General features: G+C 55.4%; 13 protein-coding genes. 6 read left to right on the top strand and 7 right to left on the bottom strand.

Translation table 11 applies throughout. The features are described from left to right. Window positions 1-60 precede the first annotated feature (60 nt). The 3 genes from HAPAU_RS16460 to HAPAU_RS16470 form a co-directional block, all read right to left on the bottom strand. Entirely contained in the window at window positions 61-1050 is a 990-nt protein-coding gene (locus tag HAPAU_RS16460) for a Gfo/Idh/MocA family protein (RefSeq protein ID WP_066384994.1), read from the bottom strand. Continuing rightward, window positions 1047-2009 carry a Gfo/Idh/MocA family protein gene (locus tag HAPAU_RS16465; protein ID WP_066384996.1) on the bottom strand — a complete coding sequence of 321 codons (963 nt, stop codon included), beginning with the start codon at window positions 2007-2009 and terminating at the stop codon, window positions 1047-1049. Before HAPAU_RS16465 ends, HAPAU_RS16460 begins: the two co-directional genes overlap by 4 nt. A gap of 78 nt (window positions 2010-2087) precedes the next feature. Beyond that, on the bottom strand, window positions 2088-3338 hold the full coding sequence (locus tag HAPAU_RS16470) for an Nramp family divalent metal transporter (protein ID WP_368085899.1): 1251 nt from the start codon (window positions 3336-3338) through the stop codon (window positions 2088-2090). A gap of 169 nt (window positions 3339-3507) precedes the next feature. On the opposite strand from HAPAU_RS16470, the gene HAPAU_RS16475 reads away from it, so the two are divergent. From HAPAU_RS16475 to HAPAU_RS16490, 3 genes are all read left to right on the top strand, one after another. After that, on the top strand, window positions 3508-4269 hold the full coding sequence (locus HAPAU_RS16475) for an IclR family transcriptional regulator (protein WP_066384998.1): 762 nt from the start codon (window positions 3508-3510) through the stop codon (window positions 4267-4269). Window positions 4270-5313: 1044 nt separating this feature from the next. After that, window positions 5314-6186, top strand: a complete 873-nt coding sequence (locus tag HAPAU_RS16485) for a ParA family protein (RefSeq protein WP_066385000.1) — start codon at window positions 5314-5316, stop codon at window positions 6184-6186. Further along, window positions 6186-6653 (top strand): hypothetical protein, encoded by a 468-nt coding sequence (locus HAPAU_RS16490; RefSeq protein ID WP_066385002.1) that lies wholly within the window; start codon window positions 6186-6188, stop codon window positions 6651-6653. Before HAPAU_RS16485 ends, HAPAU_RS16490 begins: the two co-directional genes overlap by 1 nt. 114 nt (window positions 6654-6767) lie before the next feature. Here HAPAU_RS16490 and HAPAU_RS16495 read toward each other — a convergent pair whose 3' ends face one another. From HAPAU_RS16495 to HAPAU_RS20250, 3 genes are all read right to left on the bottom strand, one after another. Further along, complete coding sequence (locus HAPAU_RS16495) at window positions 6768-7058, bottom strand: helix-turn-helix transcriptional regulator (protein ID WP_066385003.1); 291 nt, start codon at window positions 7056-7058, stop codon at window positions 6768-6770. Between the two features lie 165 nt (window positions 7059-7223). Beyond that, on the bottom strand, window positions 7224-7577 hold the full coding sequence (locus tag HAPAU_RS16500; RefSeq protein WP_066385205.1) for a PadR family transcriptional regulator: 354 nt from the start codon (window positions 7575-7577) through the stop codon (window positions 7224-7226). Window positions 7578-7763: 186 nt separating this feature from the next. Then, entirely contained in the window at window positions 7764-8021 is a 258-nt protein-coding gene (locus HAPAU_RS20250) for a hypothetical protein (protein WP_084383861.1), read from the bottom strand. 236 nt (window positions 8022-8257) lie between these two features. Between HAPAU_RS20250 and HAPAU_RS16510 the strand changes: the two genes are divergently transcribed. Together HAPAU_RS16510 and HAPAU_RS16515 are read left to right on the top strand one after the other, a co-directional pair. Continuing rightward, on the top strand, window positions 8258-9343 hold the full coding sequence (locus HAPAU_RS16510; RefSeq protein ID WP_169802678.1) for a ComEC/Rec2 family competence protein: 1086 nt from the start codon (window positions 8258-8260) through the stop codon (window positions 9341-9343). Further along, window positions 9340-9675, top strand: coding sequence for a hypothetical protein (locus tag HAPAU_RS16515; RefSeq protein ID WP_066385007.1), 336 nt, complete (start codon window positions 9340-9342; stop codon window positions 9673-9675). The genes HAPAU_RS16510 and HAPAU_RS16515 overlap by 4 nt, the downstream gene beginning before the upstream one ends. 131 nt (window positions 9676-9806) lie before the next feature. Here HAPAU_RS16515 and HAPAU_RS16520 read toward each other — a convergent pair whose 3' ends face one another. Next, the gene (locus HAPAU_RS16520) at window positions 9807-10595 is read right to left on the bottom strand and encodes a YihY/virulence factor BrkB family protein (protein WP_245634194.1); all 789 of its coding nucleotides are present in this window, start codon (window positions 10593-10595) and stop codon (window positions 9807-9809) included. 253 nt (window positions 10596-10848) lie between these two features. Between HAPAU_RS16520 and HAPAU_RS22455 the strand changes: the two genes are divergently transcribed. Continuing rightward, window positions 10849-11661 (top strand): hypothetical protein, encoded by an 813-nt coding sequence (locus tag HAPAU_RS22455; protein WP_066385010.1) that lies wholly within the window; start codon window positions 10849-10851, stop codon window positions 11659-11661. Window positions 11662-11921: the final 260 nt, after the last annotated feature.

Raw genomic sequence — 11921 nt, forward strand, 5'->3', positions numbered from 1 at the left:
GAGACGTGCCCTCAGATACCGAAAAGCTTGCGGCCCGAAAGGTTGGGACAATCGACGCGTTTAGTAGTCGACGCGGACCGGTTCGCCGGTCTCGGCGGACTCGTAGGCGGCCTCGACGACCGCGACAGCTTCGAGACCCTCGTCCGGCGTCGTCATCGGGTCGCGCCCCTCCCGGACGGCGGCCACGAAATCGCCGATCAGCGCCTCCGTCGTGTTCGTTCCGTGGAAGACGCAGTTGACGCCGGCGTCCGGACCGGAGGCGGGCGTGTGGACGACCGACTGGTCCGTGTAGTCGACCGCCACGGTCCCATCACTGCCGGTCAGTTCGACGGTGGCGTCGCCCCACGTGTGCCACGCATCGGGCTTGCTCCAGGAGCCGTCGAGGAGGAACGCCGTTCCGTCCGAGAGCTCCATCGAGAGGACGTTGACATCCTCGACGGGGATTTCGTGAAAGCGCGTGTCGACCTCCGCGTACACCTCGACGACGTTCTCGCCGGTAAGGTGGGTGACGAGGTCGACGATGTGGACCGTGTGGTCCATGACGGCACCGCCGCCGGACAGGTCGGGGTTGACGAACCAGCCGCCAGGCATCTGTCCACGATTGGTACCGGAAATCGACCGGATCGTTCCGATTCCGCCGGCTTCGAGCGTCTCCTTGGCCCGGCGAGCGGGTTCGCAGAACCGAAGCGGCATTGCGACACCGATACGGATGTCCGCTGCTCGCCACCGTTCGACGATGGTGCGTGCATTTTCGACGGTCGTCGCGAGCGGCTTCTCACAGAGGACGTCGACGTTCGCCGCGGCCGCCCGGTCGATCCACTCCAAATGGTCGACGTTCGGCGAGCAGACGACGCCGGCGTCAATCCGCTCGAATAATGCCTCGACGTCATCGACGTACTCGGTCCCATGGCGTTGTGCGGTCTCACGCCCGCGCTCCGGGTCCGTGTCGACGACGCCCGCGAACTCGACGTCCTCGCGGGTCGCGAGTTGGTCGGCGTAGGCATCGGTATGGACGTGGGCCGACGAGAGAACGCCAATCGAGACCGTCACACGACCACCTCCTCAGGGCGGACGGGTTTGCCGCGCTCGGCCGAACGCTCGGCGGCAAGCGCGAGCCGCAGCGATGCGATCGCGTCCGCCGCACCGACCTCGGGTTCGGTTCCCGACTCGAGACAGGCGACGAAATGTTCGAGCTCGTGTCGATAGGCGCTTTTCGCGACCGGACGCTCGACGACTGCGCCGTCGTCGGTCCACTCCTGATACGGGGACTCGTCCGCGCTCGAGAGTTCGACCAGTCCGTCGTTGCCCGCAAACTCGAGTTCCGTCGTGAACGGCCGCGAGTCGGGCTGGCTCCATGAGGATTCAACGTAGCCAACGGCCCCGCTCTCGAATCGGAGCGTGACGAAACCATGTTCCCCATGAGCGTCGCGCCGGCGGCGCGCGAAAACCCGCTCGACCTCGCCCCAGCACCAGCGGAGGTAATCCAGATCGTGGATTCCGAGATCGACGAAGACTCCGCCGCTTTTCTCGCAGTCGGCGAACCAGTCGTCGGATCCCCAGTCGGGAAACGGCGAGAGGCGCCGCGCCCGGGCGACGCCATGCGAACCGATCTCAAGGTCCTTCGCCGCTCTGTAGCCCTGATCGAACCGAACGACATGACCCACCATAAGCGTCAGGCCCGCCTCCTCGACGAGGCTGGCGATTTCGTTGGCCTCCTCGAGTGTTCCCGCGATCGGTTTCTCAACAAAGACATCGACGCCCGCCTCTGCTGCAGTCCGGACAAAATCAAGATGGGTATGTGTCGGCGTACAGATGTCGAGATAGTCGATATCGGTCCGATCGCACAACGTAGCGACGTCAGTATAGGCTACAGCATCTAGTCCGAGTTCGTTAACGAACCCCTCGGGGCCGCTTTGTGAGGCGACGGCGACGACTTCGATATCCATTCCTGCATATTCCTCAGCATGGGTGCGGGCCATGAAGCCCGCTCCCGCAATACCAACTCGCATACTGAGAAAGCACACGTCAGCGTAATAATAAACGTTTCGTGCGATGTGTTAGGACGGGTACTCAACAAGCGGTGTCTATCAAATAAACTGAATAACTTCATATAGGTAGTTACAAACGATCCCAATGATCGCGAGGTAGCCGACGAGACCGAGCGTATTGACGATCCGGCCGTTCGTATGCGGTCCCATCACCGCCTCGTCGTTCGCGATCGCAAGGATGAGGAATCCGATGACGGGAAAGGCGATAACGGCGACCGCCTGTGCGATTCGGAGTAACTCGACCGGACTCCCCCGAAAGACGAGAACGACGCCGAGTCCGAAGAGAATCGCAACGGTCGCCCATCGCTTCACCGGTCTGCCGTCCATCGAAGGATCACGGCCGAACCCGTCAACTAAGAGCGTCGCACCGAGGATCGCGTTGACCACGAGTGATGAGAGACTCGCGAAGAAGAACCCAAGCGAGAACAGGTAGAACGCGCCGGGTCCGGCGACCGGTTCAAGTTGTGAGGCCATCCCGACTGCGTCGAAGACCGGGTCCGTCTGGCCGTGGATGACACTCGCGCTGGTCAGCAGAATAACCGTGACGATGAGTCCGAGCAGCGCGATACCGAGAATACTATCGGAGCTCTTCTCGCCGATCCGATCAGGACCCCACTCCTTTTCCCGAACGAGATACGTTTGGTAGGCCGCCGCCGCGATCGAAAACGTCGTCGCGGCCATTCCGAGCGAGAGAAAGACTGCGTCGATGTCTGGATACGAGGGTACGAGACCGGCAGCACCGAGACGGGGATCGACTCCCACTAGCAGTAGAGTCCCGACGAAGGCGACGAGCATCACGCCGACGACCAGTTTCACAAGCAGTTCGATCTTGTCGTATAGATTCGGAAGCCAAAGGAATCCAATTGCTGCCAACGAGAAAACGCCGGCCCAGATCCTGACGTCGTATCCGACGAGCGCATTGGTCGCGAACCCAATTCCGGCGTTGTTCCCCGCCTGAAACGCAAGGATTGCTAGAAATCCGAAGATTCCACCGGTGATCGAGAGGCCTGAACCGAACTTCTCGCGAGTGACCTGAAACAATGTCTCGCCAGTCACTATGCCGATCCTCGCCGCCATCCAAGTATACGTGATCATGAACACCGTCGCAACGATCGGCACCCAGAGCAACTGGTAGCCATACAAACTGCCCGCGATCGTACTGAGGGCGATGCTCCCGGGACCGACAATTACGGCAGCTAGGACGAGTGCCGGACCAATAGCTCGTAGTTTGCTTGAGAGCGTATCGACTACTGCGATAGAGCTGAGACGTGGTCTCATATTCCACAACATCCAATCGATACGATAAATACGTGGTGGTAAATGCAATATAAATAATGTTGTTGAGGGAGTAATGATTCCATCGCCGATCTCGTAGGTGGGAACGAACTGTTCCCGATCGAGCCGACGTTTGGAATGGGGAAACAGTTATTTTATCCTTACTCGATAGACAATCTAAATAATGAACAAGGCGAAAAATCCAGTGCAGGCGGTTCAGCGGACCATCGATATCATCGACTACCTCCGCGATACCGGCGGAGCACGCGTGACGGAGATCGCGGACGCGGTCGGCGTCTCGAAAGGGACGGCACACTGTCATCTGGCTACACTCGAACAGAACGGGTACGCGATTAAGGAGGGACATGAGTACAAACTCGGCTTGCGGTTCATCGACCTGGCCCACCATGCGAAGGCTCGAATCGACATTTACGACGTGACGACGACGGAGGTCGACGCACTCGCCGAGGAGTCCGGAGAGATGACCCTATTTACCGTCGAAGAGGGCGGTGACGGCGTCTGTCTGTACGTCGCCAGAGGGGACAATGCGGTCCAGACCGAGGTCTACGTCGGCTATCGAAACGGGCTCTATCACACTGCTGTCGGGAAGGCGATACTCGCATTTATCCCCGCGGAGGAGCGCGACTCGCTCATTGACAGGATGGAGTTCAAGCCGATAACACCGAACACGATCACTGACCCACGGACGCTTCGAGACGAACTCGAACGGGTTCGCCAGGACGGGATCGCATACAACCACGAGGAGACCATCCAGGGACTTGTCGGCGTTGGCGCGCCGATCCGGGACCAGAACGGTACGGTCTACGGCGCAATCAGCGTTATCGGTCCGGCCCGGCGAATGAGCGACGAGCGGCTGAACGACGAGATCCCGGAGATGATCCGGCGGGCGGTCAACATCGTTGAGATCAACATCACATCACTTTAGGCGGCCATACCTCGAATTTGAGGTTCGCTCTTGTCACAGTCGGCGATCCAAACTCAAGATCGCGCATTGGTCGCTGTCCTTGCGTTTATATGAATTGCAGGCGAGAATATCACGCTGTTTACGGCGTGGATGAATCGCCGTCATCATCCGCTCAAACATCAAAATCAATAGAGTTAGGTGCCCATGTCCGTATATCTGTGTGTCGACGCGCCGGTTTCCCGTCGCGTCTCGACACCCCGAAAACTGGCAGTTGATTCGGTGTTTGCCTCATCAAAACGTAAGCCCTCGGGAACGCAGACCGACAGAAAACAACCACGTAACTCCGAGTCACGAGCGTGATAGGAGTAACGGCGGCGTGGCACCGCCCCCGGTTCGTCGAGCCGGCAACCGTAAACATCCCAACGAACCGCCCGTTGGTGGGCGTGGGAGGCCCGCGCCTTTAGGCGCGGGAGGATGTCACGAGGTGCGTGCATCCGAATCTTCCGCTCTGAACACGACAACCGTACCGGTCGCCAAGGCATGCACTGGTGCGACGTGGATCTCGGCGAACAGACGATCTCCGTTCTTGAAAAGAATCAACAACGTCACCCGGCCTGGATACTCAATCAAACTATCCCCGTAGTCGAACGCTATCGGACAGTTAGCAATCCACGAGTAGATGACTGGACTGTCTTCCCCACCAGACACGCCCCATCGATCTATGAGTGTGCTCGGACACATCTTTGCGAAGCTGAGGGTGACGACGAAGAGTCGATAGAAGCGATTCTTGAGGGGGAACCCGATCAAGGAGGTGTTACGAGAGTGCCTGTAATAACATGCTGTACATTCGCGACATTAGATACATTATAGAGTGTAGCAATGCTCAGAACATGAGTAACAGTGCACAGTATGTGTGGCAACTCGTCTATCCATACATGAATTAGAGTACGTACTTCCTAGAGTGTTCTGCAATGATAAAATGTAGATAGAGTACATACATTATCCACAGTTAGTACTCTCATGCAGGCCAGTACATTTTATAATGTTACGACGAGAGGGGCAAATATGGTCGACGAAAATCAGAAGGATCCACGGGCAATCGCAATCAATGTTTTAAAAGGAGGGTTTGGAAAATCAACGACTGCTATCAATCTCGCACGGGAACTGGCGGAGCGAAACGACCGAGTGTTACTTATCGATCTCGATGACAACGGTCATACGACGTTTAATCTTGGCTACCAGGACCGTTATGACGATGAGAATCACGTACAGAATGTTCTCTTGGACGGGGAAGATCCATTAGATTTCATTGTTCCTGTCGTTGAGGATCTTGACCTCTTTCCTTCACACGAGGCACTTGAAGAGGTAGAAACAAATCTCAAGTCGGCGATGGCGTCAAGTCAACGTCTGTTCAGAAATGTTGTAGATCCGTTACTCGGAGACGTCTATGATTATATTGTTGTTGACACCCCAGCGAATAGAGGAAAAATAAACGACAATGCGCTGTTTGCGACGAAGAATCTCATGGTCCCGCTTCGGCCAGAGAGTGGCTGGGAGTCGGGTATTATACAAACGAACAAGCGGCTGATTCAAGAAGCACAGCAGTATTTCGATCTTCGACTGCTTGCACTTGTTCCGACGGATCTAAGCGAACGCTTGGATCAAGATACCCGGGATCGGAACCTACTTCAAGCCATCAACAGTCGCGATGCACTAGAGCCATTTGTCCCAAACTTTGCGCATCTCTCCGAGTTAGATTGGGAAGCAATCGATACTGGCGAGTACAATGATGAACTTCCAGGCATTCGACACCGAGCGAGTATCGATAAAGCTCACCGAGCACGAACACCGCTTCGGGACTTCGATCCTCACTGTGATCAACTCGAGTATTACGACGAACTCGCACAGATCGTCGAACAAGGAGAGGTGGTTCGATAATGCCATTCGAGGATATTTCCGACGACAATGAGGAGCAAACCAATCCAGGTGATGAAGCACTTGATGAGCTCGCTGGGACTCTCTCAGGAGAGACCATACCTGAGTCGGCCAGCGAATCGACAGCCATTGACGACACAACCGAAGAAAGCGACGAGGAGGCTACCACAGAGATAGCGGTATATGATCCGCAAAGTGATCCTGCATTTCCAACTGCAAAAACTCAGACACAGCACTCTATCTACTGTCTTCCAGAGACATGGGAAAATGTAGATGGGTCATCAGGTTTGCTGTTTGAGGCCGAGATTACACTCCGTCGAGATGGCTATGATGCCGTTCAAAAAAGAGAGTTGCATAATGCAATCCTCCGTGCCGCAGCAGAGTCACTGACGGCTGATGACATCGCCGAGGCATTTGTCAATACCCGTGAGGACCGAACCAACGGGACTCTCCTTGAAGAGGACTCGTAAATTATCCTACACCCTACGCTCACGGCTGACGCCGTTCGCTCCTTGAGGGCAGGGTAGTTCACATATAGATATATACTCCTTCCCCCACCAATGGGGTGAACGAAGTAGGGTAGTTTACGCTGCACTCAGCGTGTCGCGAAGGTACTGCTGTTCCCACTCTTGTCGTGCCTCAAGTTCCCGCTGGCCCCGCGCTGTGAGTTTATACAGATTTGTTCGGCGATCCATTTGTGATTTTTCAACGAGGCCTTTGTTGACGAGCGTGTCGAGGTTTGGATAGAGTCGGCCGTGATGAATCTCCGTCTCGTAGTACCCTTCGAGTTCGTCTTTGAGCGCGAGGCCATGAGGATCCTCTAAACCTTCGATGACGTAGAGCAAATCCCGCTGGAAACTTGTCAAGTCGTACATATCTATACATTGACCACAACCATTGTCAAAGTATTGCATGGTATACAATGGGAGGGTGGCTGATCTAATATCAGGCAGGCCCAGATCGACTTACGCCGACTAGACTGCGAATCAACTCTCTGTCTGAACCACGGAGCCACTTCATTTAGTGGGTTCGTATGCAGGCTACTCTACGAGGGCTTCGATATCGCGTGCCCGATCGTCGTCGGTAACGAGATTCGAGAAGCGCCAGTTGAGTTCTCCGAGCAGGAGGTCATACCCCTCATCGGTGAGTTTGTACTGGTTGGTGCGCTTGTCGAGTTCGCTTTTCGCGACGAACCCCTGTTGAACGAGGTCATCAAGGTTGGGATAGAGCCGGCCGTGGTTGATCTCGCTGTTGTAGTAGTCCTCGAGCTCGCGTTTGATTGCCAGCCCGTACTGGGGTTCCTCAGCAAGGACGGTTAGGATGTTCTGCTGAAAGGCGGTCAAGTCGTGTGCGGTCCGCTTCTCCCCGGCTACTGTTGATTGTGCCTCAGACATCTTTTCGAGGGAGAGTGTCATCTATAATAATTGCTTGGGAATCGCCCGTATTTCGGATAGCGTAATCCTCGATGAAACGTGCTCATAACCGATAAACGGCTAGCCCTCTGTGAAATGGGCGAATGCTTACAGCCATTGGACTAGTCGTGTCCACGCAGGCGCTTCGTGAGCGGTCCACCAATTCACCTACTGTTCGTCTGCTGAGTCTGCTGGGAACGATTCGATAGGTGGCATTGGCTCAATTGGTGGGCGCAGATCCCACGGATGCATCTCGATCGAGAGCGCTTGGGTTTCAAGCGCGACTTTATAGAGGACCTCACACCCGCATGTACACCGGCTGGGGTCATTGTCAAGGACGATCGGGTGTTCACCGTGCAGGTTGAAGTCTGGATCGAGTTCATCGGGGATGTCAATACGGACACGGTCGCCGAGTTTGAGGGTCATCACGCCCTGTGGCCCTGTCTTCTGGTATAAACTCTTGGCTGGGCTGACTCTCTCCTCTCTTCGAACCCAGTTGGCTCTTCGCAATGAATTCGTGACTGCCGCCAACGCGTGCGATAGTAAATCGGTGCAGCGGTAATCCATTTCTTTCAACGCTACCCTTCGAGAGTCCGTATCGAATAGTAGATAGGTCTGGGTAGCAGTACCACGGTATGGATCAACGCCGACTTGTACTCCTTATGCTCGTGTTGCTCGTGAGTAGTGCCGGTTGTCTTGGTGGTGGTGGTCAAAGCCCGGTCGACGATGATACTGACCCATCCTCTGATTCAAATACGACGGCTCCTTCCGAGGATCTCGAGGGAACGCTTGAAATTCATCCGATCAACGTCGGGCAGGCCGATGCAACGCTCATTATTGCGCCGTCTGGAGAGACGATGCTAATCGATTCCGGTGACTGGCCCAACGATGGTCGAACCGTAATCGACTATCTCAATGCACAGGATATCGATCGGATTGACCATCTCGTTACAACCCATGGCCATGCCGATCACATCGGCGGGCACGCAGCGATTATCGAGCACTACGAAACCAAACGAAATGGCATTGGCGCGGTGTGGGATTCAGGGGTTACCCATGATTCGGCCGCCTATGACCGGTATCTCACCGCTGTCGAAGAACACAACGTGACGTTGTATGCGACCCAGGAGGGCGACGAGATCCCCTTCGAGAGCGAGCAGGCCCAGGCGACCGTCCTCAATCCGCCGGCTGACTCCAAGAAACCCGATGATATTGATTACAACAGCGTTGTTGTGAGAGTTGAGTTTGGAGAGTCGTCTGCCCTGTTTACGGGTGATGCCGGCACTAACGTTGAAGAGCGCTTACTCGAGACTCACGCGGAGGCACTCGATGTCGATCTCTATCAGGCCGGCCACCACGGGAGTTCAACGAGTTCGATGCCCGCATTTCTCGATGCGATGAGTCCGCAGGCAACGATTATCTCCTCGGCGTACGATTCCCAGTATGACCATCCCCACGAGGAACCGCTTGCGGCGTTCGCTGAGCGGGAGATTCCTACTTACTGGACGGCCACCCATGGAACGATGATCTTCGAAAGTGACGGCGAGGCGTGGACGGTCGCAACCCAGGCCGACGCGACGACTGATCCGACAGCGCTGCGGGAGGACTCGGAAGTCGAGGCTGACCCGACCGACCCCCCGACTGAGTACGAGCCGCTCACAGTACTCATCGTTGATGAATTCTCAGATCATCACATGCGTAGCTCCGTGTCATCATCGGCGGCTGTCGCTACTGGAGTGATTGCATGACGCTTCCGGATGGAACGTATACGGGGACGATCGATCGCATTGAGGAGAGAATTGCTGTCATCTTGATCGAAGATGAACAGGATGATGCTGCAGATCCCGACGCAAAGGATGCTTCTGCCTCGGATCGAGAGGTCATCGAGGAATTGCACTGCTCGGCTGAGAATTTATCTCAACGTGCACGCGACGATCTGGGCGTTGTTCGTGTCACCCTTGTTGATGGAGAGATTGATGGGGTTGAGTACCAACCACAGGTGACCAAGCAGCGACGGTCAGACTTCCAAGACCGGTTTGATGCATTGGCTGAGCGGCCACCAAGACGTGACGAGGAATAGAGACAATACAACGTTGTGCAAGCCCAAAACCAGTAAACTGCCTCGGGGTCAAGCCCCGAGGCTTTCGCGTGGACTCCCGTTCTAAAGCCCCGTTCTTTAGGGCGGGAAGGATGTCACGTCCGATTTACATCCTACGTCGCGGAATCAGCCTCCGTCTCAACAATCTCGCTTGCGCGACCGATGAAGACTGCATTAACTACCGCACCCAACAACAGGATAACAGCGCTGAAGTACAGCCAAGTAACTAATAAGAGGATGCTCGCGATGAGGTTACTGTCGCTCCCAGCTAAGGAGACGTACACCTGAAACAGAACCTGCAGGATTGCCCACCCGATCGCTCCAAAGAGTGCTCCTGGAAGCACATCCCGTGGTTCAACGTCGATTTCTGGAAACAGGTAGTACATCGGGAAGAACGCGATGACGAGACCTCCGATAAGCAAGAGCGGCACTACAAGCCCAATGAACGGAATGAACGAAAAGAAGGCGACAATATTGGTAGCGGCGACCATCGCGACGATCCCCAGCGTGAGTGTCACGAGCATCACCAGGCCGTTTTTGATTTGGCTGACAAACGACTCCTGAGCCGTCGTCTCGTAGATCTCTGAGAACGCAGTGTCTATCCCACGAAACACTTTGAGCGCGCCCCAAACGAGAGTGAGTATCCCGATTATCGTTGCGGTAATTGTCGACCCGGCACCGGCGCCTGACTGCTGTTCGATCATCACTTGGATGACGCCACCGACTGACGGAGAGACGTTAGTGGTTGCAACTTCGATGACCTGTTGTTGCAGTTGGGGATCAACGTACGAGACGGCAAGGAGAACGAACATGAGCAGTGGAACCAGCGAAACGAACGCACTGTAGGCGATACTTCCGGCCAAAAAGGTGACGTTCTTCTCGCTGAAGACGTCTTTGACCAACTTCGCTTGTGAAGCGATCGACTGAATATCCATGTGTCCGTCTTTCAGCCCACATAGTTAATCAGTGTGCTTGATGTGGCTCATTTCCGTGACCTCATCGTATAGCGTCATCGGGAGGAAGATACGCGTTGACTGACGGCCAGTATCAACGGTAGATATTGATTATAAAATAGTTGCGATATAGGCAGGTGAATAATTTACTGTTTTTTGTAATGACTATATTTCATATACTCGGAAACTCGATCTATCACACATGCCCGATGACTCGCTTGCCTCCCCAAAGGATCTCGCGCGAACATACAACTCGCGGAGTTATGCGGATCCCTGGGAGCTCGTTGAGGATTACTGGCGTGTAGTGGACTACGCCGCCCGGAATACGACCCTCGGTTCGTCGGCGCTCGCCTCACGGCTCGATCTTCCCCGATCCCGTATCCGACCGTGGGTTCGGAAACCCGATGCGGAACGCAAACCGTCCCGTCCTGATCCCGTTCGTGCGATCCAGGTCGCAGAAGGTCACAACTGGATCCCCGCACGGTATGACAGCAAGACGTTCCCGGCGCTCTCACAGGCAGTCGCGTGGATCTTCTCGGGTGGGTCGATCGATACTGAGCGGTTCGTCCCGCTGTTCACCGTCGGAGGCGAAAGCGACCTTGCAGATCTCGATGCGCTCCTTGAGGAGCTGGGTGTTGGCTGCACGGTCTGCCGTGAAGCGGAGAATAGTCGGGGTGCTGAGTACCGCCCCGCGCAGGACGCCTCAGTTCTTGGCCGCGTGCTGTCCTTACTGGGTGCACCGACAGGGACCAAGAATGCCGACGCCGCGATCACGCTTCCGGCGTACCTTGAGGGTGCTCCCGAGTCGATTCGACGGGAGTTCATCGACGTCTATCTCAGGAATCGAGGCCATCGCTACGATCACAAGGCTACGATTCACTTCCGGGAGGAACGATCGACGGACTATCTCGACGCGCTGGCGGCGCTGATCGCGGACGTGAGCGGCGAGCGGGTGACACGCTCGGATCGGAACGTCATCGTTTCTGCAGACGCTGTACGGGCGCTTGCAGTCTAAACAGTCTGTGCTAGCAAGCGATGCTCTCTCAGAGAATAGAACGAACAGACACTATGTAGAATTCGAGATGGTGATATTCTCATTCCCCGAATTGGGGAAGCAGACTATATCGTATGTGGCAGGCGTCTATTATCAGCTAAGTTAATAAACCAAATTAAGCTCCCAGATTGATAGTTTGTGTTCGAACACCTCATATTCTTGAATTTTCCTCAGTATTAACTATCATAGATGTGAATCGCTGTGATGTAATGGGAACGAAT

The sequence above is a fragment of the Halalkalicoccus paucihalophilus genome, assembly GCF_001593955.1.
GTDB classification, from domain to species: domain Archaea; phylum Halobacteriota; class Halobacteria; order Halobacteriales; family Halalkalicoccaceae; genus Halalkalicoccus; species Halalkalicoccus paucihalophilus.